Here is a 23,669-nt window from a genome sequence, read left to right on the forward strand (position 1 = left end):
GTGGGCGCCGGGGCTCCATCACCCCTCTCACGAGGCGTCTGCGCTCCCCTTCGGCCCGCTCCGCAAGACAGGCCCTGGGGCCGGTGGTGCCGTCGTCCCCCGGATCTCCAGCGTCGGGGCGGCGAGGTGGACGCTGACCGGACTGCCGGGCGGATCGAGCCGGTCGAGGAGGCAGCGGGCGGCGCGGCGGCCGACCTCGTGGCCGGCGTTGTCCACGGTGGTCAGCCAGACATGGCGCAACCGGGAGATGTTCGTGTTGTCGTAGCCGATGACGGACAGATCGCGGGGCACGCTCAGCCCGAGTTCCTCGGCGGCGGAGAACGCGCCCACGGCAGTCATGTCGTTGACGGCGAAGACGGCGGTGGGCCGGTTCGCGGGGTCGCCGAGCAGCCGGACGGTGCTGCGGTAGCCGCCCTCCTCGGTCAGGTCGCCGGCCTCGACGAGCGCGCCGTCCGTCAGACCGTGCGCGCGCATGGTCGCCTCGAAGCTGCGCCGACGCAGCTCGCCGACGGCGCCGTACCCGGCGATGTGGGCGATCCGACGGTGGCCGAGGCCGATCAGGTACTCGGTGGCGATCCGGGCGCCGTGCTCGTCGTCGTTGGCGACGACGTCCACGCCGGGCAGCACGGGCTCGCGGGCGCCCGCGACGACCACCGGGATGCGTTCGGCGAGGGTGCCGAGGACCGCGGGGTCGGGCAGGGTGCCGACCACGATCAGGCCGTCGACGCCGAGGTCACGGAAGGGGCCGGTGAGGTCCTGACCGCTGCGCCGGTTGAGCCGGGCGTCGGCGAGCAGCATGTGCAGGCCGTTGTCGTGGAGCAGGGAGTTGAGTCCGTCGAGCAGGTCGACGAACCAGGGGTTGCGCAGGTCGTTGAGGAGGACACCAACGGTACGGGTGCGCTGTTCGCTGAGGCTGCGCGCGGCGGCGTTCGGCCGGTAGCCGAGTTCCCGTACGGCGAGCTGGACGGCCTCGCGCTTCTCGGGCCGCACCTGTTCGGAGCCGCGCAGCACCAGCGAGACCAGGGACTTCGACACACCGGCGCGTTCGGCGACGTCTCGGATGGTCGGCGGTCTCATGCCTTGGACCGTTCCACAGACCTCCATGTCCTGTCAAAGGGTTGACAGCAAAGGCCGAAGGCACCGAGGGTGAGTGGGAAATGTTCTGGACCGGTCCAAAGAGGGGCTGTCATGGCAAGTACGCTCGGTGTCGCCGTCGTGGGGTTCGGCTGGATGGGGCGGGTGCACACCCAGGCGTACGTCCGCCTGGCGCACCACTACCCGCAGCTGGGGCTGCGGCCCGAACTGGTCATGGTCGCCGAGGAGGTGCCGGGCCGGGCCGAGGAGGCCGCCGCGCAGTTCGGCTTCGCCTCGACGAGCCGTGACTGGCGTGCCGTGGCCGCCGACCCGCGCGTGCAGGCCGTGAGCATCACCGCGCCGAACTTCCTGCACCGGGAGATCGGCGTCGCGATGGCCGAGGCGGGCAAGCACATCTGGATCGAGAAGCCGGTGGGCCTGTCGGGGGCCGACGCGGGCGCGGTCGCCGACGCGGTCGCCAAGGCCGGCGTGCAGGGCACGGTCGGCTTCAACTACCGCAACGCGCCCGCCGTGGAGCGGGCCAGGCAGCTGATCGCCTCCGGCGAGATCGGCACGGTCACGCATGTCCGCGTCCGCCTCTTCAGCGACTACGCGGCCCATCCGGACGGTGCGCTGACCTGGCGGTACGAGCGGGAGCGCGGGGGCAGCGGAGTGCTGGGCGACCTCGCCTCGCATGGCGCCGACCTGGCCCGTTTCCTGCTCGGCGACATCTCCGCGTTGATCGCCGACACGGCGGTGTTCGTGCCCGAGCGGGCCCGGCCGACGGGTGCGACGGCGGGGCATTCGCGGGCGTCGGGTGGTGAGTTGGGGCCGGTGGAGAACGAGGACTACGTGTCCTGCCTGCTGCGGTTCGCGTCCGGTGCGCGGGGTGTCCTGGAGGCGTGCCGAGTGTCGGTCGGCGAGCAGAACAACTACGGGTTCGAGGTGCACGGGACGAAGGGGGCGGTGTTCTGGGACTTCCGGCGGATGAACGAGCTGGGGGTGAGTACTGGGGCGTCGTATCAGGATCAGCCGGTGAGTACGGTGTTCGTGGGTCCGGGGGACGGGGAGTTCGGGGCGTTTCAGCCGGGGGCGGCCAATGCGATGGGGTACGACGATCTGAAGGTGATCGAGGCGCAGAGGTTTGTGCGGTCGGTGGCGGAGGGGGTGCCGTACGGGGCGACGTTGGCGGATGCGGTGCGGAGTGCTGCGGCGTTGGATGCGATGAGTCGGTCGGTGGAGTCGGGGGTGTGGGAGACGGTGTGACGCGGTGGAGGGCAGCATTTTCTTCGCCCCCGCCGCCCCTACCCGTTCCCATCCTTCTGGGGGCTGCGCCCCCAGGCCCCCCTTGTCCTCAAACGCCGGACGGGCTAAAAGATCCAGCCCCGGCCGGCGTTCGAAGACAACCACGCTCAGCCCGCCCTTTTCCCCGCCCGCCCACCCCGCCGCAATTCAGCACGAGCCTGGGCACCCCCACCCAGCCCGTCCGGCGCTTGAGGACGGAGGGCCACCATCCAGCCCGTCCGACGTTTGAGGACGGAGGGCCACCATCCAGCCCGTCCGGCGTTTGAGGACGAGGCCGTTCAGGCCGACAGCGGGGGTCTGGGGGCGCAGCCCCCAGAAGGATGGGACGGGTAGGGGCGGCGGGGGCGAGACACAGTTCATCGTGGCGGCATGTTGTACGGCGTCACCACCTGGATTGCCGACGGCTGGGTCGGGGCGGCCGGGGGTAGGGCGCCGTGGGCGCGCATCACCGTGCGGCAGGCCTCGTGCATGTCCTGGCGGAGGTCGTGGTGGAGGACCGCGGACAGGCGGTGGTCGCGAAGCAGGCGGGTGTTGTCGTGGTCCAGGTCGTGGGCGACGAACACCGCACACTCACGGCCGAGGTCCTCGAAGGCACGTAGCGTCGCGATGTTGCCGCCGCCGATCGAGTAGACCGCCCGGATGCCGGGGTCGCGCTTCAGGGCGTCCCGGACCAGGTCGTACTGGGTGGCGTCGAGACCCTGCCCCTCGGTGATCTCGACGAGGGCGCGCTCGGGGTGCCGGGCCCGCATCGCGCCCCGGAAACCCATCTCCCGTTCTTCCTCGTTGCGGAAGAAACCGCTGCTCAGGCTGGTGAGGACATTGCCGGGGCGCTCGCCGAGCCACTGGCCCATGAGGTACGCGGCGGTGGCCCCTGCGGCCCGGTTGTCGATGCCGACGTAGGCGAGACGGGCACTGGAGGGCAGGTCGGTCACCAGAGTGACGACCGGGATTCCGGCGGCCACCAGCCGGGCGACGGCGGCCGTGATCTCGGGGACGTCCGGCGCCTTGACGATGACGCCCTGGGAGCCGCGCCGGGCGATACGGTCGAGGACAGTCGCCAGTTCCGCGACCGGCCCGGTCTCGCGGAAGTGGAAGCGGGAGCGTACGACGGCCGGGTGGAGGGCGGGCAGCTCTGCCTCCAGGGCGGCCCGGACGGCGGTGGTGAACCGCTCGGGCGCCTGCATCACGATGTCGATCATGAACGTACGGCCGACCAGCCTGACCTGGGTGCGCTGCCGGTCCAGGTCGGCGATGGCCTGCCGTACCTCCCGCTGGGTGCTCTCGCGCACCCCTCCCCGGCCGTTCAGGACACGGTCGACGGTGGCCTCGCTGAGGCCCGCCTGACGGGCGATCTCCCGGATCGGATAGGGGTGGCCCATGGGAGGGTTCCTCGGCTTCGTCTTGAGGGGTTTTTGATGGCCGTCTGCCGGTTGTTTGACGAGTTTGTCATGACAACAATGACAGCATCCAGATGACAACCGTCAGCCGCCGTTGACGATCTCGATGATCGAGAGAAGGACGACGATGTCCCTCACCGCCGCACAACGCCGCGCGTGGCTGTCCGAGCAGGACTGCGATCTCGACGCCTTCCGCGCCGAGGGCGAGCGGACGACGGACGCCGCCGAATACCCGTACGCGTCCGCCGTCGAGCAGAACGTCCTCGTCTACGACAGTGAGCGACTGCGTGCCGCCGTCACCACGCTCGACGGGCGCCGGGAGGTCCTGACGGAGCTGGTCCGGGCGCTCACCGACGGTCCCGGCATCGTGGTTCTGCAACGGGCCTTCGCCGATCCGTCGGTCGTGGACCGGGCGACCGCCGCCTTCGAGGCGCTCATCGCAGAGCAGCGTGCGGCAGGGACCGTCGCGGGCGACCACTTCGCCAGGCCGGGTGCCAACGACCGGGTGTGGAACGCCCTGGAGAAGACGGCCCTGCGCGCGCCGGAGGCGTTCGCCGACTACTACGCCAACGACATGATCACCCTCGTCTCGACGGCCTGGCTCGGCCCCGGGTACCAGGTCACCTCGCAGATCAACGTGGTCAACCCGGGTGGCGCCGCGCAGAGCCCGCACCGCGACTACCACCTCGGTTTCCTCTCCAACGAGGCGGCAGCGGCGTTTCCGGCGCACGTCCACCGGCTCTCCCCCGTGCTCACGCTCCAGGGCGCGGTCGCCCACTGCGACATGCCCGTCGAGTCCGGGCCGACGCTGTACCTGCCGTACTCGCAGTCGTACGAGCCCGGTTATCTGGCCTGGCGGCTGCCGGAGTTCGTCGAGTACTTCGACGCCCGTCATGTGCAGCTGCCGCTGGCCAAGGGCGACGCGGTCTTCTTCAACCCGGCGCTCTTCCACGCGGCCGGCACCAACCGGTCCGCGGACATCCGCCGGATGGCGAACCTCCTCCAGGTGTCCTCCGCGTTCGGGCGGGCCATGGAGACCGTGGACCGGGAGGCGACCGTCAACGCGGTCTACCCGGTCCTGCTCGCCCGCAAGGCCCAGGGCGCGGACGACGCCTGGCTGGACGCGGTCGTCGCGGCCTCGGCCGAGGGCTACCCCTTCCCCACCGACCTCGACCGGGATCCGCCGGTCGACGGACTGGCCCCGCCCCCGCAGGCGGACCTCGTACGGCGTGCGCTGCGCGAGGAATGGACCCCCGAGGCGCTCCGCAAGGCACTGCGGGCGAGCGCCGAACGACGTGAGAGCCGACATGAGAACTGAGGAACCGAACAGTATGGGACTTCTCCAGGACAAGGTCGTCCTCGTCAACGGTGGCAGTCAGGGCGTCGGCGCGGCCATCGCCCGGGCCGCCGTCCGCGAGGGCGCCGTCGTCGCGGTGACCGGGCGGCGCCCGGAGCCGGGCGAGGCGCTGGTCGCGGAACTGACGGCGGCGGGCGGCAAGGCCATGTTCGTACGGGCCGACCTCGTGGACGCCGAGCAGGCGAAGGCGTCCGTCGCCGAGGTGGTCGCCGCGCACGGCCGGATCGACTGCCTGGTCAACTCGGCGGGCCTGACCTCGCGCGGCACCCTGCTCGACACCACGCCCGAGCTGTTCGACGCGCACATCGCGATCAACCTCAAGGCGCCGTTCTTCGCCATGCAGGCGGCGGTGGCGGACATGGTGGCGCGCAAGGCACCCGGCACGGTCGTCAACATCATCACGTCCTCGGCGCACGGCGGACAGCCCTTCCTCGCCCCGTACGTCGCCGCGAAGGCCGGCCTCATCGGCCTGACCCGCAACGCGGCGCACGCGCACCGCTGGGACCGGGTCCGGATCAACGGCCTGAACATCGGCTGGACCGCGACCGAGGGCGAGGACGCCACCCAGCGGGCCTTCCACGGGGCGGGCGACGACTGGCTCGACCAGGCAGCCGAACGTCTGCCCATGGGCAAGCTCGGCCAGCCGGACGAGATCGCCGACTTCGTGGTCCTTCTGCTGTCCGACCGGTCGGGCGTGGTCACCGGTTCGGTGATCGACTGGGACCAGAACGTCCTCGGCGGCCTGGACTGACATCCACAGAGGCATCCCCCCTTTCTTCTTCTCCCCTCGCAAGACACCCGCACCATTCACCAAGGAGCAGCACAGCCCATGCGCATCGGAATCCTCGGCCTCGGCCGCATCGGCGCCTTCCACGCCGAGACCCTCTCCGGTCTCGACGCCGTCGACTCCCTCGTCGTCAGCGATCCGTTCGCGGAGGCCGCCAAGGCCGCCGCGGAGCGCTTCGGCGCCCAGGTGGCGGACTCCCCCGAGGCCCTCCTGGCCGCCGGTGTCGACGGCGTCGTCGTCGCCGCCGCGACGGACGCCCACCCGTCCCTGATCCTCGCCGCCGTCGAGGCGGGCATCCCGGTGTTCTGCGAGAAGCCGGTGGCCCGCTCGATGGCCGAGGGCGTCGCGGTGCTCAACGCGGTCAAGGACAGCGGCGTAGAGATCCAGATCGGCTACCAGCGCCGCTTCGACGCGGGCTTCACCGCCGCCCGCAACGCCGTACAGAGCGGCGAGCTGGGCCTCCTGCACTCCATCCGGCAGACCACGCTGGACCCGGCGCCGCCGCCGGCCGCGTACATCGCCGCCTCGGGTGGCATCTTCCGGGACTGTTCGGTGCACGACTTCGACGTCCTGCGCTGGGTGACGGGCCGCGAGGTGACCGAGGTGTACGCGGTCGGCGGCAACCGGGGTGCCGACTACATCAAGGAGGCGGGCGACGCCGACACCACCGGCGCGATCCTCACCCTGGACGACGGCACGATCGCCGTGGTCTCCAACTCCCGCCACAACGCCCGGGGTTACGACGTCCGGATGGACCTGCACGGGTTCAAGGACAGCATCTCCGTGGGCCTGGAGGACAAGCTCCCGCTGCGCTCCGTGGAGCCGGGTGTCACCTTCCCGGCGGGCGTCCCGCACGACTTCTTCATGGACCGCTTCATCCCGGCCTACCGCGCCGAACTGACGGCCTTCACGGAGGTCGTCGCGGGCACGCGCACGTCCCCCTGCACGGTCGCCGAGGCCCTGGAAGCGGGCTGGATCGCGGACGCGTGCACCCTGTCGCTCCAGGAGCACCGCCCGGTACGCATCGAGGAAGTACGCACAGTCTGAGCAGACTCAACAACACGAACGGCCCGCGCTGTCAGCACAGCGCGGGCCGTTCAACGTGTTCCCCATGGAGATGCGGTGCGCCTTGTCGACGTGGGGTGGGGCATCCCACCTAGGGGCGCGGGGAACTGCGCGACAAGCCACGAACTACCCGCACCCGCCAACCAACCGCACAACCCCGAACCTACGCCCCGCAGGACCGAAGGAACTGCCGCGTACGCACAGCAATGGGCAACGGCCTGTCCGGCTCACACGGATACATGTCCTGCTCGACAATCGCGAACAGATCCACGCCAAGCCCCTGCGCAGCAGTCAGCACAGGCCCCAACTCCGGCACCCCGGAGGGCGGTTCACACATGACCCCCCGCTGCACGGCAGGCCCGAACGGCACCCCGTTCTCGACCACGTCGGCCAGGATCGCCGGATCCACCTGCTTGAGGTGCAGATACCCGATCCGCTCCCCGTACGTCTCGATCAGCTTGACGCTGTCCCCACCGCAGTAGGCGTAATGCCCGGTGTCCAGGCACAGATTGACCACGTCGGAGTCGGTCGCGTCGAGGAACTGCTCGACGTGCGCCTCGGTGTCGATGTGGGTGTCCGCGTGCGGATGGACGACGATGTCGAGCCCGTACGTCTCCTTGACCTCGCGCCCGAGCCGCTCCATGCCCCGGGCGAGGTGACCCCACTGCTCGGCGGTGAGTTCCGCCGGCTCCAGGATCTCGGCGGTCTTGTCGTCCCGCCAGAACGACGGGATGACGACGAGGTGCTTCGCGTCCATCGCCTGGGTGAGCGCGGCGACCTGGCTGACGTGCTCCCAGGTCGACTCCCACACGGACGGACCCCGGTGCAGGCCGGTGAAGACGGTACCGGCCGACACCTTCAGGTCACGCTTGACGATCTCGTCCGTGAGCCGGGCCGGGTCGGTCGGCAGATAGCCGTACGGGCCCAGTTCGATCCAGCGGTAGCCGGCCTCGGAGACCTCGTCCAGGAACCGTTCCCACGGCACCTGGACCGGGTCCTCGGGAAACCAGACGCCCCAGGAGTCCGGCGCCGAGCCGACCCGGATGCGGTCGAGCGGAGTCGTCATGACTTCGTCCCTTCCGAGGCGACGGTGGCCGACGCCTGGAGGTCCTCCACTTCGGGGAGTTCCTCGACGTCGACGCCGCGTACCTGGGCCAACTCGTGCTTCAGCGCGGCGAGTTCGGCGCCGCCGGCCATGTGGTTGGTGAGTTCTTCGAGGCTGACCTCGCTGCGGGCGGCGCTCAACTCCATGGTTCCGAGGCGCAGGACGCTGAAGTGGTCGCCGACCATGTAGGCGTGGTGCGGGTTGTGGGTGATGAAGATGACCCCCAGGCCCTTGTCCCGCGCGGCCGCGATGTACTTGAGCACCACACCCGACTGCTTGACACCCAGCGCTGCGGTCGGCTCGTCCAGGATCAGAACCCGGGCGCCGAAGTAGACGGCGCGGGCGATGGCCACGGACTGGCGCTGGCCGCCGGAGAGGGTGCCGATGGGCTGGTCGAGGTCGTCCAGGACGATGCCCATGTTGCGCAGTTCCGCGTCCGCGGTCTCCTTCATCTTCTCGATGTCGAGACGGCGCACGGGCCAGGGGCCCTTGGTCATCTCGGAGCCGAGGAAGAAGTTGCGCCACACCGGCATCAACGGCACGGTCGCCAGGTCCTGGTAGACCGTCGCGATACCGGCGTCGAGTGCCTCGCGGGGCGTGCCGAAGTGGACGGCGGTGCCGTCGACGAGGAGTTCGCCCTCGGTGTGCTGGTGCAGCCCGGAGATGATTTTGATCAGCGTCGACTTGCCGGCGCCGTTGTCGCCGAGCACGCAGGTCACCTGACCGGAACGGACCGCGAGGTTCACCCCGTGCAGGGCACGGATGTTGCCGTACGACTTGCCGGTGTTGCGCAACTCGACGATCGGCTTGCCGTCCTCGGGCGAACTCTCTTTGGTGAGCGTGCCGTTGGGGGAGGTTTCGTTGGTTGTCATGCGATCACCTCCGGGTCGCCTGGCGGCGGACCCACAGATTGACGAGGGCGGCGACCAGGAGCATCACGCCGAGGAACGCCTTGAACCAGTCCGGGTTCCAGTTCGCGTACACGATCCCCTGGGAGACCATGCCGAAGATGAACGCACCGATCACCGGACCCACCGCCGAGCCGTAACCACCCGTCAGCAGACACCCGCCGATCACCGCCGCGATGATGTACAGGAACTCGTTGCCCACACCCTCACCGGACTGCACCGTGTTGAACGAGAACAGCAAGTGCATGCCCACGAACCAGGCACCCGCGCCCACACCCATGAACAGGGCGATCTTCGTGAAGTTCACCGGGACACCGACCGCACGGGCCGAGTCCTTGCTGCCGCCCACCGCGAAGATCCAGTTCCCGAACTTCGTACGCAGCAGCAGCCAGGTCGCGATCGCCGCGAACACCAGCCAGTACACGATCGTGATCTTGAAGTTCACGTCGCCGATGCTGAACTCCGACGCGAAGACCTTCTTCGCCTGGTCGAAACCGTCCATGTCCGAGATCGAGTCCGACGCCACGTTCCCCGTGAAGATCTTCGTCACCGCGAGGTTGGCGCCCTGAAGGATCAGGAACGACCCGAGGGTGACCAGGAAGCTCGGCAGCCCGGTCTTGATCAGCAGCCAGCCGTTGAACGCCCCCACCGCCAGCGACACGATCAGGGCGACGATCACGCCCGTCCACACGTTCATCGACAGCTGGAAACTGAGGATCGCCGCGGTCAGCGCCGAGGTGGTGACCGCGACACCGGCGGACAGGTCGAACTCCCCGCCGATCATCAACAGAGCCACCGGCAACGCCATGATGCCCATCACGGACGCCTGGTACAGCACGGTCGCGAGCGCGCTCGTCTCCCGGAAAGCCGGAGCCGCCGCGAAGAAGAACACGTACACACCGATCGCGGCGATCAGCGCGCCCACCTCAGGACGGGCCAACACCCGCCGCCCCAGAGACCGCTGGTTGGTGCGGCCGTCCTTCTGAGTGGCCGGCGGAGCCGGCGGCGAGGAACTCGCCGCCGGTGCCGTTGTCTGACTCATCGTCATCACCGAGTGCCCTTGGCGGCGAACGCGGCGATCTCCTTGACATTGGACTTGTCGACGAAGGCCGGACCGGTCAGGACGGGCTGCTCGCCACCACCGCTGTAGTTGCCGTTGTTCTTGAACAGCCACATCGAGTCGACGGCCAAGTAGCCCTGGAGGTAGGGCTGCTGGTCGACCGCGAACTGGATCGTGCCCGCCGCGATGGCGTCGGTCAGCTCCTTGTTGAGGTCGAAGGTCGCGACCTTCGCCTTGCTGTTGGCGTCGCCCACCGACTGGACGGCGGTCAGCGCGTAGGGGGCGCCGAGCGCGACCACGTAGTCGATGGCCTTGTCCTGGTTGAGCTTCGCGGTGATCGTCGACTTCACGGACGGCATGTCGGTGCCGTTGACGTTGAGGACCTCCAGCGTGCCGGTGAACGTCTTCTTCACACCGTCACAGCGCTGGGTGAGGCCGACGTTGCCCTGCTCCTGGACCACACAGACGGCTTTCTTGGAGCCGAGTTCGTTCAGCTTCTTGCCGAACGCCTCGCCCGCGACGGACTCGTCCTGGCCGAAGAACTGCTGGAGGCCCAGCGTCTTCCAGTCGCTCAGACCGGAGTTGAGGCCGACCACGGGAATGCCCGCCGCCGTCGCCTTGGCCACGACGTCCTTCATGGCGTCCGGCTTGGCCAGCGTGATGGCGATCCCGTCGACCTTCTGGTCGATCGCGTTCTGGACGAGGTTGGCCTGGTTGCCCGCGTTCGGGTCGGCCGAGTAGACAAGCTTGATGTTGTCCTTGTCCGCGGCGGCCTGGGCGCCCTTGCGGACGATGTCCCAGAAGGTGTCACCGGGGGCCTGGTGCGTGACCAGGGCGACGGTCATCCGAGGAGTGGTGGCCTTGCCCGCAGAAGCGTCGGTGCCGCCCTCCTCCGAGTCCTTGCCGCCGGAACTGCTGGAGCAGCCCGCAAGGACCAGGGCCGCTGCCGCGGCAGCGGCAACAACGGGGGCGATTCTGCGGGAGCGAGAAGAGCGGTCCATCTTTCCTGCACCTCACTGTGCGACCGGGGAGAGGGTGGGGATCTTAGCGATCCCGGGCCCGGGTCCCGGAGGTCCGGGCCGTGTGCCGCGAACACGGCAGTCGTGTTGGGACCGAATCCAAATGCTTGGGACTGTCCGCTGTCAATACTTTGTTAAGACATCATTTCACAAGCAGGTCAGAATGTAAGAACAAACTCTTGACAGCGTCGCCCTCCGAGTCCTACACCTGGGAGACGACAGGCCCCTCGGGACCCGCATCCTCCGCAGCTCGAAGGAGCATCGCATGACCGAGTCAGCCCCGCCCTTCGACCTGGTCACCATGGGCCGCATCGGAGTTGATCTCTATCCGCTGCAGTCCGGTGTACCGCTGACCCTAGTGCAGACGTTCGGAAAATTTCTCGGTGGGTCCGCGGCCAACGTCGCGGTCGCGGCGGCCCGTCTGGGCCGTTCCTCGGCCGTCGTGACCCGTACCGGAACGGACCCTTTCGGCGACTATCTGCACCAAGCGCTCAGGGAATTCGGGGTCGACGACCGCTGGGTGACGCCTGTGGATGGCCTGCAGACTCCGGTCACATTCTGCGAACTTTTTCCGCCGGACGACTTCCCGCTGTACTTCTACCGTCGGCCGACCGCCCCTGACCTGCGGATACGCACCGAGGAGCTGGATTTCTTCGGAATCCGGGCGGCCCGCGTCTTCTGGATCACCGGCACCGGCCTGAGCGAGGAACCGAGCCGCTCGGCCACACTCGCCGCCCTGAAGGCCCGCGACCGGTCGTCGGGCACCACGGTGTTCGACCTGGACTGGCGGCCCATGTTCTGGCGAGACCCCGAGGAAGCCCGGCCGTACTACGCCGAGGCCCTGCGCCACGCGACCGTGGCGGTCGGCAACCTCGACGAGTGCGAGATCGCCACCGGCGTACGCGAACCACGCGCCTGCGCCGAGGAGTTGCTTGCCGCCGGGGTCGAACTGGCCGTCGTCAAGCAGGGCCCGAAGGGCGTGCTGGCGGTGCATCGCGACGGCACCACGGCCGAGGTCCCGCCGGTGCCCGTCGAGGTGGTCAACGGCCTGGGCGCGGGCGACGCGTTCGGCGGCGCGCTGTGCCACGGGCTGCTGTCCGGCTGGGAGCTTGAGCGGACCATGCGGTACGCCAACGCGGCCGGCGCCCTCGTCGCCTCCCGCCTCGCCTGCTCGTCCGCGATGCCCACCGAGTCCGAGGTCGACGGCCTCCTCGCGAGCGGATCGCGCCGATGACACCGCCCCCGCCACTGAAACGGCTGAAACCAGTGCAGCCCCTGCAGCCGGTGAACCAGCACGGGACGGCGGCGACCCCGGCGATCCCGACAACCCCGGGGACGGCCGACCGGGCGCCCCTGACCCCCGAACGGAGCCTGTCTTGACCATCAGCATCGCCGATCTCGCCACGCTGAGAGCCCGGCACCCGGAGGCCGTCGCGGAGGCCGCCGCCCGCCGGGTCCGGCGGCCCCTGATCGGCGACAGCGGACGGCTGATGATCGTGGCCGCCGACCATCCGGCACGCGGTGCCCTGGGCGTCGGCGACCGTCCGCTGGCCATGGCCAACCGCGCCGACCTGCTGGAACGCCTGTGCGTGGCGCTGTCGCGGCCCGGTGTGGACGGAGTGCTGGCCACCGCCGACATCCTGGACGACCTGCTGCTGCTCGGCGTGCTCGACGACAAGGTTGTCATGGGGTCGATGAACCGCGGCGGGCTGGCCGGCGCGGTCTTCGAGATGGACGACCGCTTCACCGGGCACCGCGCCCAGGACATCGCCCGGCTGCGCTTCGACGCGGGCAAGCTGCTGCTGCGCATCAACTACGACGACCCGGGCTCGCTCACCACCCTGGAGTCCACCGCCCGGGCCGTGGACGACATGGCGGCGCTCCGACTTCCGCTGTTCGTCGAGCCGTTCATCTCGCACCGGGTCGACGGCCGGGTGCGCAGCGATCTGTCCGCCGAGGCGGTCACCCGCTCGATCGCCATAGCGTCGGGCCTCGGCGGCACCTCCGCCTACACCTGGCTGAAACTCCCCGTCACGCACGACCCGGACGACATGGCCGAGGTGCTGGAGACGTCGACACTGCCCGCCGTGCTGCTGGGCGGCGAGGTCGGCGACGACCAGGAGGGCGCGTACGAGAAGTGGCGCAAGGCGCTGCGGCTGCCGACCGTGCAGGGCCTGGTCGTGGGCAGGTCGCTGCTCTACCCGTCTTCGGGCAGTGTGGAGACGGCCGTGGACACGGCGGTGGGGCTGCTGTGAACCGAGTCAACAGCAGGATCGCCGTGAACCGGGACCGCGATGGCGCGGCCGTGAACCGGAACAACACGGGCAGGGCTGTGAACAGGGTCAACACCGGACCCCATCGCGCAGCGGGACCCGCTGTGAACTCGGCCGAACCGGAATCCGCCGTGAACCGGAGCGATACGGATCCCGCTGTGAACACGGGTGACACCAGATCCGCCGTGAACAGGAGTGACAGACCATGACCACCGCCTACCACCTCCCGGCAGGCAAGGCCCTCGGCGGCCCGTACGTCGTCGACGTCAACCCCGAGAAGGCCGGCTGGGGCTACTCCAGCCTCCGCGTGCTGGAGCTGCCTCCGGGCGGCTCGCACACCTTCTCCACCGGTGACAGCGAGTGGATCCTGCTCTCCCTGAGCGGTTCCTGCGCCGTCGACGCGACGGACGATTTCGGCCACTCCACCTTCGAGGTGCACGGCCGCGACAGCGTGTTCAGCGGCGTCAGCGACTTCGTGTACGTGCCACGTGACGCCCGTGCGACCATCACCTCCCCCGCCGGCGGGCGCTTCGCCCTCACCGGCGCCCGCTGCGCCCGGCGGCTGCCCGCCCGCTACGGGCCCGCCTCCTCCGTCCCGGTGGAGCTGCGCGGCACCGGGAACTCCTCCCGGCAGGTCAACAACTTCGGCGCGGCCGGCGTCTTCGAGTGCGACAAGCTGATCGCCGTGGAGGTGATCACGCCCGGCGGGAACTGGTCGTCCTTCCCGCCGCACAAGCACGACGAGCACCGGCCCGGCGAGGAGTCCGTCCTCGAAGAGATCTACTACTTCGAGTTCGCGGACCACGAGGGCACGCCCGGCCTCGGCTACCAGCGCGTCTCCCCTTCCGGCCAGGGCCGGAACACGGACGTGCTGGCCGAGGTGCGAGGTGGGGACGTCGTCCTCATCCCCGACGGCTGGCACGGACCCTCGATGGCCGTGCCCGGCCACCACATGTACTACCTGAACGTCATGGCGGGCCCCGAGGCCGACCGTGCCTGGCTGATCTGCGACCACCCCGATCACGCCTGGGTCCGCTCCACCTGGCCCGAACAGCCCGTCGACCCCCGCCTTCCCCTCTACACGGCCCCGGAGAAGTCCTGATGAGCACCACCCCTACCCGCCGTCTGACCGTCGCCCAGGCGCTGGTGCGGTTCCTGTCCGTCCAGTACACGGAGCGTGACGGCGTCCGCCACCGGCTGATCGCCGGTACGTGGGGCATTTTCGGCCACGGCAATGTGGCGGGCCTCGGTCAGGCGCTCCTTGAGGCCGGTGAGGACGCGATGCCGTTCCACCAGGGCCGCAACGAGCAGGCGATGGTCCACGCGGCCGTCGGTTACGCCCGCCAGCTGAACCGGCTCTCCACCCAGGCCGTCACCACGTCCATCGGCCCCGGCGCCACCAACCTCGTCACCGGCGCCGCCCTCGCCACGATCAACCGCCTCCCGGTGCTCCTGCTCCCCGGCGACTACTTCGCGACGCGCTCCGCCGACCCGCTGCTCCAGCAGCTGGAGCACCCAGTCGAGGCCGACCTGTCCGTCAACGACACCCTGCGCCCGGTCTCGCGCTACTTCGACCGGGTGACGCGCCCCGAGGCGCTGATCCCGTCCGCGCTGAACGCCGTACGGGTGCTCACGGACCCGGTGGAGACGGGTGCCGTGACGCTCGCGCTGCCGCAGGACGTGCAGGCGGAGGCGTACGACTGGCCTGAGGAGTTCTTCGCCGAGCGCGTCTGGCACGTCCGGCGCCCGGCGCCCGACCCGTACGAGCTGGCGGAGGCGGTCCAGGCGATCCGGGCCGCCGAGCGCCCGCTGATCGTCGCGGGTGGCGGGATCCACCACAGCCAGGCCGAGGAGGCGCTGAAGGCGCTGGTGGACGCCACCGGCATCCCCGTGGCGTCCACGCAGGCCGGCAAGGGCTCCCTGCGCTACGACCACCCCGCTGACCTGGGCGGTATCGGCCACACCGGTACGGCCGTCAGCGACGATCTGGCCCGTACCGCCGACCTGATCATCGGTGTCGGCACGCGCTACACGGACTTCACGACCGCCTCGAACACCCTGTTCCAGGACCCGACCGTACGGTTCCTCAACCTCAACATCACCGCTTTCGACGCCCACAAGCTGGCGGCGCGGACGCTGGTCTGCGACGCCCGTGCGGGGCTCACGGCGTTGACGGAGGCGTTGTCCGGTCATCGTGTGAACTCGGTTTACGAGGCCGAGTACGGCGCCGGGAAGGCTCGCTGGGAGCAGGTTGTTGACACCGCGTTCAGCGCTGCCGACGAGAACTCCGTGCCCACCCAGACGCAGGTGCTGGGGGCGCTGGACTCGGTCGTCGGGGACGACGATGTGATCATCAACGCGGCCGGATCGCTCCCAGGCGATCTGCACAAGCTGTGGCGGGCCCGCAGCCCCCGCCAGTACCACCTGGAGTACGGCTTCTCCTGCATGGGCTACGAGATCCCCGCCGGGATCGGCGTCCAGCAGGCCGCCCCGGACACCCCGGTCTGGTCGTTGGTCGGCGACGGCACCTACCTGATGATGCCGACCGAGATCGTCACCGCCGTCCAGGAGGGACTGCCGGTCAACCTGCTCCTCATCCAGAACCACGGGTACGCCTCCATCGGCGGCCTCTCCGAGTCGGTCGGCGGCGAGCGCTTCGGCACGCCGTACCGTTTCCGGGCCGCCGACGGCACCTTCACCGGCGCCCCGCTTCCGGTCGACCTCGCGGCCAACGCGGCCAGCCTCGGCATGGACGTCCTGCGCGCCAAGACCGTCGCCGAGCTGCGTACGGCCCTGGCGACGGCCCGCGAGTCGGACCGGCCGACCTGCGTGTACGTCGAGACCGATCCGGCGCCGACCGCTCCCCCGGCGGAGGCCTGGTGGGACGTACCCGTCGCCGAGACGGCCGTCCGCGAGGCCGCCGTACAGGCGCGTGTCACGTACGACCGCCAGGTCGCCGACCGCCGCCGGCACCTCTGACCCACCGGCCCCCTCCCCCAGGGGGCCGCACCCCCTGAAAGGCCCGCACCATGAAGACCATCACCCACTGGATAGACGGCAAGCCCGTCGAGAGCACGTCCGGCCGTTTCGGTGCCGTGTACAACCCGGCCACCGGCGCGCAGGAGAAGCAGGTCGCCTTCGCGTCGGTGGACGAGGTGGACGCCGCGGTCGCCGCCGCGAAGGCCGCGTACGAGACGTGGGGCGCGGCTTCGCTCGCCAAGCGGACGGCGGTGCTGTTCAAGTACCGGGAGCTGCTGGACGCGCATCGCGACGAGATCGCGGCGCTGATCACCGCCGAGCACGGCAAGGTGCACAGCGACGCGCTCGGCGAGGTGGCGCGCGGGATGGAGATCGTCGAGCTGGCCTGCGGGATCAGTGTGCAGCTGAAGGGCGAGCTGTCGACGGAGGTGGCGACCCGGGTCGATGTCTCGTCGATCCGGCAGCCGTTGGGGGTCGTCGCGGGCATCACGCCGTTCAACTTCCCCGCCATGGTGCCGATGTGGATGTTCCCGCTCGCGATCGCGTGCGGCAACACCTTCGTGCTGAAGCCGTCCGAGAAGGACCCGTCGGCCTCGTACCGGCTGGCCGAACTGGCCTCCGAGGCGGGCCTTCCGGACGGTGTGCTGAACATCGTGCAGGGCGACAAGGTGGCCGTGGACCGCATCCTGGAGCACCCGGACGTCGAAGCGGTGTCGTTCGTCGGCTCGACGCCGATCGCAAAGTACATCCAGATCAAGGCAGTTGAGCACGGCAAGCGCGTCCAGGCCCTGGGCGGCGCCAAGAACCACATGCTGGTCCTGCCGGACGCCGACCTCGACTACGCGGCCGACCAGGCGATCAACGCGGCCTACGGTTCGGCGGGCGAGCGCTGTATGGCGGTGTCGGTCGTGGTCGCGGTCGGTGACACGGGCGACGAGCTGGTCGGCCGGATCGCCGAGCGGGCGAAGAGCCTGCGCATCGGCCCCGGCACCGACCCCGAGTCGGAGATGGGCCCGCTGATCACGCGCGAGCACCGCGACAAGGTGGCCTCGTACGTGGCGGGCGCGGCCGCGCAGGGCGCGGAGGTCGTCGTCGACGGCACCGGCTACACGGTGGCGGGCCACGAGGACGGCTTCTTCCTCGGTGTGTCCCTGCTCGACAAGGTGCCGGTGACGGCGGACGCCTACCGGGACGAGATCTTCGGTCCGGTGCTGTGCGTGGTGCGCACGGAGACGTACGACGAGGCCATCGCGCTGATCAACGGCTCACGTTGGGGCAACGGTACGGCGATCTTCACCCGCGACGGCGGCGCCGCCCGGCGCTTCCAGCTGGAGGTGAAGGCGGGCATGGTCGGCGTGAACGTGCCGATCCCGGTGCCGGTCGGCTACCACTCCTTCGGTGGCTGGAAGGATTCTCTCTTCGGCGATCTGCACATCTACGGCAACGACGGCATCGCCTTCTACACCCAGGGGAAGGTCATCACCACGCGCTGGCCCGATCCGTCCGACGGCGGTATCAACCTCGGTTTCCCCAGCCATTCCTGACAGCACATCACTATCTGACGCAACGTCATTACCTGAAGGGAGGTGCCCCGGTGGCGACACCCGGTGATCGTGCCCGTGCGGTGTCCGGCTCCCCGCTCGACACCCTGGACTTCACGCTGGACCGCTCCAGCCCGGTCCCGCTCTACTACCAGCTGGCTCAGCAGCTGGAGGCGGCGATCGAGCACGGAGTCCTGGCGCCGGGCAATCTCCTGGGCAACGAGATCGACCTGTCGGTCCGGCTCGGCCTGTCCAGACCCACGGTCCGCCAGGCGATCCAGTCCCTGGTGGACAAGGGCCTGCTGGTACGCCGTAGAGGCGTCGGTACGCAGGTCGTGCACAGCCAGGTCAAGCGCCCGCTCGAACTGAGCAGTCTGTACGACGACTTGGAGGCGGCCGGACAGGGGCCGACCACCCAGGTCCTGCGCAACGAGGGGCAGCCGGCGTCCGCCGAGATCGCCGCCGCTCTCGGGGTGAAGGAGGGCAGCGAGGTCGTCGTGCTGGAGCGGCTGCGCTGCACGCACGGCGAGCCGGTGGCGTTCCTCGTCAACTACCTGCCCTCGGGACTCCTCGAACTCGACGCCGCCCGGCTGGAGTCGACGGGCCTGTACCGGATGCTGCGCGGCGCGGGCATCACCCTGCACAGCGCCCGCCAGACCGTCGGCGCCCGCTCGGCCACCGAGGCGGAGGCCAAACGCCTGGAGGAACCGGAGGGCGCCGCCCTGCTCACCATGCAGCGCACGGCGTACGACGACACCGGACGGGCCGTGGAGTACGGCACGCACATCTACCGGGCGTCGCGCTACGCCTTCGACTTCCAGCTGCTGATGCGGCCCTGAGTCCCGGCTCCGGTGCCCTCGTCGTCCTCTTCCGTGAGGTGGGCGAAGTCGGTGACGACGGGGGCGAGTTGGCCGCTCGCCCACAGGGGCAGCTGGTCTCGGTGGTGTGCGTTCCCGGCGACGCCGTGCGCGCCCAGGGGGACGATCCAGAGGCTGTTGTCACGGTCGGCGAGGTCCCAGACGTACCGGGCGGACGGGCCGCGTGAGCTGAGGTCGGTGAGGCCGGGAACGCTGGAGGTGGCGAGGATGCAGTCGTGGTCGCCCCCGAGGCCGGGCCACGGCTCCTCGTCGCCGCTGCCGGGGAGAGCCCTCAGCGGGGCGAGGCGGTGCAGTTCGCCCCAGGTTACCGGGGCCGCTCCGGCGGTCTCCTCCAGCGCGTCGGCGACGATGCCCGGGAGGTCGAGGCCGGGGAGCAGGTCGGTGGTCAGGAGGTTCTCCAAGGCGAACGCGACCTTGCCGGTGAGGTTCAGCCAGGGCTCGAACACCGCCGGATAAGGCAGCGGCCCGGCGAGGCTCTTGAGCTGCGGCGCGGTGGCGATCCGGCGTACGACGGCCGAGCGCAGGCGTGCGTAGTCGGCGGCGGCCGTGCTGTCGGCGTCCATGCGGCGGTCCCAGGCGAGGAGGCGGTCGCGCAGGCGGGCGGCGGCGGGGGTTCGGGGGTCTGTTTCCGCGACTCGGTCCAACAGGGGTGCAGCGGCGCGGAGTTGGGTGTCCATGTGGACGGTCGTCATCTCCGGGGCCGTCCAGTCGTGGGAGCGGCGGAGCAGTTCGGTGATGCGGTCGGCGCGGTGTGGCGGGGCGAACTCCGTGCCGAGAGGGGTGGCGATGCCCCGGGCGTTGGCCATGACGGCGAGGTCGTCGACCTCGGCGCGCGGGGTGTCGTGGCGGCCCCGCCAGTCGTGGCCCGGCTGCCGAGCGGAAACGACCCGCAGCGTGTTGTCGCGGTGGCGGACCGGGACGTACCCGGCGACCCGGTGCAGCAGACCGCCCTCGGTATCGGCGGCGTGGACGACGTTCACGGGCTCGATCCAGCGGTCGAACGCCCGGTCGACGTCGGCGACGGTACGGGCGTGCAGCAGGGCCGGGATCGCGGCGAAGCCCAGGTCGGCGGTGACGCGGGGCGGGTAGCGCAGGCTGATGACGGTCGCCTCGCCGCCCGCGCCGTCGAGGTTCCCGGTGTCGCCGATGATGACCGGGCCGCGTTCCGTCTCGATCACGTCGACGTCGACCGGGTCACCGCCCGCCACCTCGACGGTCTCCCGGTGCCAGTGGAGGACGGGTCGCCGGCCGTCGGGGCCCAGCGCCTCCACCTGACCGTCCTCCGTGCCGCGCAGTAGCTCCTCGTACAGGTCGTGGTAGTCGGCCATGGCGTTGGTGATGGCCCAGGCGACCGTGCCGGTGTGGCCGAAGTGGGCGATGCCCGGGACGCCCGGCACGGCGAAGCCGACGACGTCGAACTCCGGGCAGGAGAGGTGGAGTTGCTGATAGAAGCCGGGGTTCTGGAGGGGCCGGTGCGGGTCGCCCGCGATGATCGGGGCGCCGTGTGCGGTGCGGTGGCCGGGGACGAGCCACCCGTTGGAGCCGGCGGTGCCGGGGCCGTCCGTGGCGAAGAGTTCGAGGGCGTGGTCGCCGAGGCGGCGGGCGACCTCCTCGCGCCACAGTTTGGTCGGGAAGCCCGCGAACAGGATGTGATGGGCGAGCCAGACGCCGAGAGGCGTCCAGGGCTGCCAGGGTGTCGGCGCGAGTCCGGTAGCCGCGAACTCCGGTGCGGCGGCGGCCCCTTGCTCCAGACCGGCGTTGACCCCGTCGACGTACGTGGTGACCCAGGCGGCGGTGTCGGGGTCGAGGGCGTCGAAGCAGCGACGGGCGGTGTCTTCGAGGCGGGCCCGGCGGGCGAGGAGGTCCCAGGAGAGGGCGGGGGTGCCGAGGAAGGCAGCGGCGGTGCCCTGGGAGCGATGGCGTTCGACCTCGATCTGCCAGGCGCGGTCGTGGGCGGCGTTCCGACCCTGCCCGTAGGCGAGTTGGAGGGGGTCGGCGGCGCGGAGGTGCGGGATACCCCAGGCATCGCGGTAGGTACGGCTCCTGCTCGGCACTGGCTGCGCTCCCTGCACTCTGGGCATCCTGTCGACCGGATACCCCTTAACACCGACACGGAAAGTTAGCTTAGGCTAAGCTAACTTCACGGGAAGCGGCTCGTGTCATGCACGCCGTCAGGGGGAGGTACCACGCCATGGGCGCACCAGTCGTCGGCTCCTATCCGATGCCCGACAGCTCCGCCGTACCGCGCTCGGCCCATCCCTGGGCCATCGATCCGGCACGCGCCGCCCTGCTCGTCCACGACATGCAGAATCCCTTCGTCCAGGCGTTTCCGGAGGGCGGCTCGCCCGTCGTGGAGCTGGTCGAGAACATCGCCACCCTGCGGGAGCTGGCCGGCACACTGGGCATGCCCGTCGTCTTCAGCGCGGAGACCAACGCGGCCTCGATCGTCCCCCGGCTCGCTCCGCGCGTCGGCGAGCATCTGTTGCTGAACGTGCGTCACAACGCCTTCCTGCGCAGCCATCTCGGCCGACTGCTGCGGGAGACGGGACGGGACCAGCTCATCCTGTGCGGGGTCCGCGCCCACCTCGGGATACTGCTGACGGCGGCGGACGCCTTCATGCACGACATCCAGCCGTTCATCGTCGCCGACGCGGTGGCCGACGACTGCGCGGAGGACCATGTCATGGCCCTCAAGTGGGTGGCACGCACGGGAGTCGTGTGCACCACCGACCAGCTGTTGCGGGAGCTGCTGCACGGAAAGGCCGCCGCACAAGGCTTTTGACGGTTCGTCAATATCTTGTGGCGATAAGGCTATTGGGAGCAGGGCCGTCCCGGGTACTCCGCGCTCTCCGGTACGCCGGCCGCGCGCATCCTGCGCAGCACCTCGCCCCGGATCGCCTCGTCGTCGATGTAGAGGGGGCAGTTGACGTCCCGGTCGAAGACCAGGACGTCCCCGGCGGTCTCCCAGAGCACCCATCGCGGTGCGTGGGGCGAGTCCTGCCACAGCTGGATGTAGTCGCCGATGACGTCCGTCGTCGGAGCGCTCACAGCGTTCCCTCCTCGGTCTCCCGGCCGTCGACGAGTGTCGCCACGACCTCGATGTCCCCGATGCGCGAGCTGTCGACGCCTGTGGGATCGTCTCCCAGAACGACGACATCGGCTCGCCTGCCCGGCGTGAGGCTTCCCAAGCTGTCCTCCCAGTGGCAGGCCCAGGCGCCGTCGACGGTGTACGCGCGCAGCGCCTCGTCGACGGTTACGCCCTCGTCCGGACCGATCAACTGCCCTGACAGCGAGGCCCGTTCGACCATGAACTGAATGGCCCGCAGCGGCGACCCGTCCGTCACCGGCCGGTCGGAACTGCCTACCAGCCGGATGCCGTGCTCCAGGAAGCCGCGCCCCCGGTACAGCCAGGGTGCCCGCTCCTCCCCCATGATCGACGCGTAGTCGTCGCCGAAGTACCGCAGGAAGTTGGGCTGTACGACGGCCGTCGCACCGAGCGCCGCCAGCCGGGGCAGCTGATCGGGCCGGATCAGCCCGGCATGCTCGATCCGGTGCCGCGCGTCCGGCCGGGGCCGCAGCCGCTGCGCCTCCTCCAGCGCGTCGATCGCCACGTCGGCCGCACGGTCGCCGATGGCGTGCACCGCGAGCTGCCAGCCCGCGAGATGCCCGTCCACGATGGTCCGGGCGAGGAGTTCGGGGTCCTCCTGCAACTGCCCTGCGGTGTCGAGCCCTTGATAGGGACTGCTGAGCGCGGCGGTACGGGCCATCATGCCGCCATCGGTGTACACCTTGAGCGCGCCGACGGACAGCCAGTCGTCGCCGAGGCCGGTACGCAGCCCGAGGTCGATGGCGCGCGGAATGCCGTCGTCCTCGTGCGCGGTGACAGGGTGCAGCCGATCGGCGGCCACCATCAGCTGGACCCGCAGGGGCAACAAGCCCCGTTCCCGGGCAAGTTGGTAGGCGCCCAGTTCGACCGGGCTGTTGCCGAGCAGGGCGCCGCCGATGCCCGCCTCGGCGCACGCGGTGACTCCCTCGGCCAGACAGCCCCGGGCGGCCCGTCCGATGGCCTCCGCCAACTCCTCCTGGGAGTGCGGGAGTCGGAGCGCGCGGGCCGCGCCCATGGCACCTTCGGCGAGGAAGGCGCCCTCGTGCGGGGCGAGGCCGGGCAGCAGGTCCAGCACCGGGCTGCTGACCGCGCAGCCGTGTCCGGAGTCGTGCATCAGGAGCACCTTGCGACCGGCGGCGGCCTTGTCCAGTTCGGCGAGGGTCAGATGCCGGCCGAGCCCCCGCTGGTCGTACCCCGCGACGTCCACCCAGCCACCGGGCGCCACCTGGGCAGCGGCCTCCGCGACGACCGCGAGCACGTCCTCGACCCGGTCGCACGGCGCCACCGTGGGCGTGGCCGCCTTGAACCCCGTCCAGGCCAGGTGCACATGGCTGTCGATGAACCCGGGCAGCACGGTCGCACCCTGGAGGTCGATCACCCGCTCGGCGGGCAGCCCGGTCACCGCCTCGTCCAGGCCCACGATCCGGCCCCGCCAGATGCCCAGGTCGTGGGCGACGGGGTGGTCGGGGTCCATGGTGAGGATGCGGGCGTTGGTCAGTCGCGTGGTGAGCATGAGCAGTTCCTCGTCGAGGTTCCGGATCCGGGCTTCAGGTGCTCGGGCTTCAGGCGCTCGGCTCCATGCGCTCCACGAGGCTCTTGGGCCGCATGTCCGTCCAGTTGGTCTCGATGTGGTCCAGGCACTCCTGGCGGGGCGCCGGGCCGTGGACGACGGTCCAGCCCGCCGGTACGTCGACGAAGTCCGGCCAAAGGCTGTGCTGGCCCTCGTCGTTGACGAGCACGGAGTAGACGCCGTCGGGGTTCTCGAAGGGGTTCGTCATGGAGTGTTCCTCTCTCAGTGGCTACTGCGGGTGTAGC

At 70.2% G+C, this 23,669-nt stretch carries 21 protein-coding genes; 11 read left to right on the plus strand and 10 right to left on the minus strand.

Annotated elements, in window-relative coordinates; translation table 11 throughout:
• Positions 1–27: 27 nt before the first annotated feature.
• The gene (locus ACFYXF_RS18455) at positions 28–1,077 is read right to left on the minus strand and encodes a LacI family DNA-binding transcriptional regulator (RefSeq protein ID WP_389350636.1); all 1,050 of its coding nucleotides are present in this window, start codon (positions 1,075–1,077) and stop codon (positions 28–30) included.
• A gap of 111 nt (positions 1,078–1,188) precedes the next feature.
• Between ACFYXF_RS18455 and ACFYXF_RS18460 the strand changes: the two genes are divergently transcribed.
• On the plus strand, positions 1,189–2,340 hold the full coding sequence (locus tag ACFYXF_RS18460) for a Gfo/Idh/MocA family protein (RefSeq protein ID WP_389350637.1): 1,152 nt from the start codon (positions 1,189–1,191) through the stop codon (positions 2,338–2,340).
• Positions 2,341–2,735: 395 nt separating this feature from the next.
• On the opposite strand, the gene ACFYXF_RS18465 is transcribed toward ACFYXF_RS18460, so the two are convergent.
• Positions 2,736–3,758 carry a LacI family DNA-binding transcriptional regulator gene (locus ACFYXF_RS18465; protein ID WP_389350638.1) on the minus strand — a complete coding sequence of 341 codons (1,023 nt, stop codon included), beginning with the start codon at positions 3,756–3,758 and terminating at the stop codon, positions 2,736–2,738.
• A 145-nt stretch (positions 3,759–3,903) separates the two neighbouring features.
• Between ACFYXF_RS18465 and ACFYXF_RS18470 the strand changes: the two genes are divergently transcribed.
• The 3 genes from ACFYXF_RS18470 (at position 3,904) to ACFYXF_RS18480 (ending at position 6,967) form a co-directional block, all read left to right on the plus strand.
• Complete coding sequence (locus ACFYXF_RS18470) at positions 3,904–5,094, plus strand: phytanoyl-CoA dioxygenase family protein (RefSeq protein WP_389350765.1); 1,191 nt, start codon at positions 3,904–3,906, stop codon at positions 5,092–5,094.
• Positions 5,095–5,107: 13 nt separating this feature from the next.
• On the plus strand, positions 5,108–5,884 hold the full coding sequence (locus ACFYXF_RS18475) for an SDR family oxidoreductase (protein ID WP_389350639.1): 777 nt from the start codon (positions 5,108–5,110) through the stop codon (positions 5,882–5,884).
• A gap of 78 nt (positions 5,885–5,962) precedes the next feature.
• Positions 5,963–6,967 (plus strand): Gfo/Idh/MocA family oxidoreductase, encoded by a 1,005-nt coding sequence (locus ACFYXF_RS18480; protein WP_389350640.1) that lies wholly within the window; start codon positions 5,963–5,965, stop codon positions 6,965–6,967.
• 181 nt (positions 6,968–7,148) lie between these two features.
• Here the strand turns inward: ACFYXF_RS18480 and ACFYXF_RS18485 are convergent, their stop codons facing one another.
• The 4 genes from ACFYXF_RS18485 to ACFYXF_RS18500 are packed head-to-tail and all read right to left on the minus strand — an operon-like array spanning position 7,149 to position 11,059.
• Positions 7,149–8,051: a sugar phosphate isomerase/epimerase family protein gene (locus ACFYXF_RS18485; RefSeq protein ID WP_369037898.1), complete on the minus strand. Its 903-nt coding sequence runs from the start codon at positions 8,049–8,051 to the stop codon at positions 7,149–7,151.
• A complete protein-coding gene (locus tag ACFYXF_RS18490) occupies positions 8,048–8,962 on the minus strand; it encodes an ATP-binding cassette domain-containing protein (RefSeq protein ID WP_389350641.1) in 915 nt (304 codons plus the stop codon). Before ACFYXF_RS18490 ends, ACFYXF_RS18485 begins: the two co-directional genes overlap by 4 nt.
• A 4-nt stretch (positions 8,963–8,966) precedes the next feature.
• Positions 8,967–10,040, minus strand: a complete 1,074-nt coding sequence (locus ACFYXF_RS18495; protein WP_389350642.1) for an ABC transporter permease — start codon at positions 10,038–10,040, stop codon at positions 8,967–8,969.
• Between the two features lie 5 nt (positions 10,041–10,045).
• Positions 10,046–11,059, minus strand: coding sequence for a substrate-binding domain-containing protein (locus ACFYXF_RS18500; protein ID WP_389350643.1), 1,014 nt, complete (start codon positions 11,057–11,059; stop codon positions 10,046–10,048).
• Between the two features lie 283 nt (positions 11,060–11,342).
• On the opposite strand from ACFYXF_RS18500, the gene iolC reads away from it, so the two are divergent.
• From iolC to ACFYXF_RS18530, 6 genes are all read left to right on the plus strand, one after another.
• Positions 11,343–12,311, plus strand: coding sequence for a 5-dehydro-2-deoxygluconokinase (gene iolC / locus ACFYXF_RS18505; protein ID WP_389350644.1), 969 nt, complete (start codon positions 11,343–11,345; stop codon positions 12,309–12,311).
• A gap of 142 nt (positions 12,312–12,453) precedes the next feature.
• Positions 12,454–13,332, plus strand: coding sequence for a deoxyribose-phosphate aldolase (locus ACFYXF_RS18510; protein WP_389350645.1), 879 nt, complete (start codon positions 12,454–12,456; stop codon positions 13,330–13,332).
• Between the two features lie 223 nt (positions 13,333–13,555).
• Positions 13,556–14,452, plus strand: coding sequence for a 5-deoxy-glucuronate isomerase (gene iolB, locus ACFYXF_RS18515; protein ID WP_389350646.1), 897 nt, complete (start codon positions 13,556–13,558; stop codon positions 14,450–14,452).
• Complete coding sequence (gene iolD / locus ACFYXF_RS18520) at positions 14,452–16,329, plus strand: 3D-(3,5/4)-trihydroxycyclohexane-1,2-dione acylhydrolase (decyclizing) (protein WP_389350647.1); 1,878 nt, start codon at positions 14,452–14,454, stop codon at positions 16,327–16,329. Before iolB ends, iolD begins: the two co-directional genes overlap by 1 nt.
• A gap of 50 nt (positions 16,330–16,379) precedes the next feature.
• On the plus strand, positions 16,380–17,873 hold the full coding sequence (locus ACFYXF_RS18525; protein WP_389350648.1) for a CoA-acylating methylmalonate-semialdehyde dehydrogenase: 1,494 nt from the start codon (positions 16,380–16,382) through the stop codon (positions 17,871–17,873).
• A 50-nt stretch (positions 17,874–17,923) separates the two neighbouring features.
• The gene (locus ACFYXF_RS18530; protein ID WP_389350649.1) at positions 17,924–18,709 is read left to right on the plus strand and encodes a GntR family transcriptional regulator; all 786 of its coding nucleotides are present in this window, start codon (positions 17,924–17,926) and stop codon (positions 18,707–18,709) included.
• Here ACFYXF_RS18530 and ACFYXF_RS18535 read toward each other — a convergent pair.
• Positions 18,673–20,802, minus strand: a complete 2,130-nt coding sequence (locus tag ACFYXF_RS18535) for a penicillin acylase family protein (RefSeq protein WP_389350650.1) — start codon at positions 20,800–20,802, stop codon at positions 18,673–18,675. The two genes, ACFYXF_RS18530 and ACFYXF_RS18535, sit on opposite strands and share 37 nt — an antisense overlap.
• 137 nt (positions 20,803–20,939) lie before the next feature.
• On the opposite strand from ACFYXF_RS18535, the gene ACFYXF_RS18540 reads away from it, so the two are divergent.
• Entirely contained in the window at positions 20,940–21,530 is a 591-nt protein-coding gene (locus tag ACFYXF_RS18540) for an isochorismatase family protein (RefSeq protein ID WP_389350651.1), read from the plus strand.
• A 29-nt stretch (positions 21,531–21,559) separates the two neighbouring features.
• Here the strand turns inward: ACFYXF_RS18540 and ACFYXF_RS18545 are convergent, their stop codons facing one another.
• From ACFYXF_RS18545 to ACFYXF_RS18555, 3 genes are read right to left on the minus strand one after another with little or no spacing between them, the layout of a single operon-like run.
• Positions 21,560–21,796 carry a hypothetical protein gene (locus ACFYXF_RS18545; RefSeq protein WP_389350652.1) on the minus strand — a complete coding sequence of 79 codons (237 nt, stop codon included), beginning with the start codon at positions 21,794–21,796 and terminating at the stop codon, positions 21,560–21,562.
• Positions 21,793–23,367, minus strand: a complete 1,575-nt coding sequence (locus tag ACFYXF_RS18550) for an amidohydrolase (protein ID WP_389350653.1) — start codon at positions 23,365–23,367, stop codon at positions 21,793–21,795. Before ACFYXF_RS18550 ends, ACFYXF_RS18545 begins: the two co-directional genes overlap by 4 nt.
• 49 nt (positions 23,368–23,416) lie before the next feature.
• A complete protein-coding gene (locus ACFYXF_RS18555; RefSeq protein WP_235473406.1) occupies positions 23,417–23,632 on the minus strand; it encodes an MbtH family protein in 216 nt (71 codons plus the stop codon).
• Positions 23,633–23,669: the final 37 nt, after the last annotated feature.

Source organism: Streptomyces sp. NPDC002680, assembly GCF_042889145.1.
Lineage (GTDB): Bacteria > Actinomycetota > Actinomycetes > Streptomycetales > Streptomycetaceae > Streptomyces > Streptomyces adonidis.

Coding starts and splice junctions, on each gene's coding strand:
- ACFYXF_RS18555 (WP_235473406.1), bottom strand. CDS start 23,632: ATGACGAACCCCTTCGAGAACCCCGACGGCGTCTACTCCGTGCTCGTC.
- ACFYXF_RS18490 (WP_389350641.1), bottom strand. CDS start 8,962: ATGACAACCAACGAAACCTCCCCCAACGGCACGCTCACCAAAGAGAGT.
- ACFYXF_RS18460 (WP_389350637.1), top strand. CDS start 1,189: ATGGCAAGTACGCTCGGTGTCGCCGTCGTGGGGTTCGGCTGGATGGGG.
- ACFYXF_RS18500 (WP_389350643.1), bottom strand. CDS start 11,059: ATGGACCGCTCTTCTCGCTCCCGCAGAATCGCCCCCGTTGTTGCCGCT.
- ACFYXF_RS18465 (WP_389350638.1), bottom strand. CDS start 3,758: ATGGGCCACCCCTATCCGATCCGGGAGATCGCCCGTCAGGCGGGCCTC.
- iolD (WP_389350647.1), top strand. CDS start 14,452: ATGAGCACCACCCCTACCCGCCGTCTGACCGTCGCCCAGGCGCTGGTG.
- ACFYXF_RS18485 (WP_369037898.1), bottom strand. CDS start 8,051: ATGACGACTCCGCTCGACCGCATCCGGGTCGGCTCGGCGCCGGACTCC.
- ACFYXF_RS18480 (WP_389350640.1), top strand. CDS start 5,963: ATGCGCATCGGAATCCTCGGCCTCGGCCGCATCGGCGCCTTCCACGCC.
- iolC (WP_389350644.1), top strand. CDS start 11,343: ATGACCGAGTCAGCCCCGCCCTTCGACCTGGTCACCATGGGCCGCATC.
- ACFYXF_RS18540 (WP_389350651.1), top strand. CDS start 20,940: ATGGGCGCACCAGTCGTCGGCTCCTATCCGATGCCCGACAGCTCCGCC.
- ACFYXF_RS18475 (WP_389350639.1), top strand. CDS start 5,108: ATGGGACTTCTCCAGGACAAGGTCGTCCTCGTCAACGGTGGCAGTCAG.
- ACFYXF_RS18455 (WP_389350636.1), bottom strand. CDS start 1,077: ATGAGACCGCCGACCATCCGAGACGTCGCCGAACGCGCCGGTGTGTCG.
- iolB (WP_389350646.1), top strand. CDS start 13,556: ATGACCACCGCCTACCACCTCCCGGCAGGCAAGGCCCTCGGCGGCCCG.
- ACFYXF_RS18470 (WP_389350765.1), top strand. CDS start 3,904: ATGTCCCTCACCGCCGCACAACGCCGCGCGTGGCTGTCCGAGCAGGAC.
- ACFYXF_RS18495 (WP_389350642.1), bottom strand. CDS start 10,040: ATGAGTCAGACAACGGCACCGGCGGCGAGTTCCTCGCCGCCGGCTCCG.
- ACFYXF_RS18525 (WP_389350648.1), top strand. CDS start 16,380: ATGAAGACCATCACCCACTGGATAGACGGCAAGCCCGTCGAGAGCACG.
- ACFYXF_RS18550 (WP_389350653.1), bottom strand. CDS start 23,367: ATGCTCACCACGCGACTGACCAACGCCCGCATCCTCACCATGGACCCC.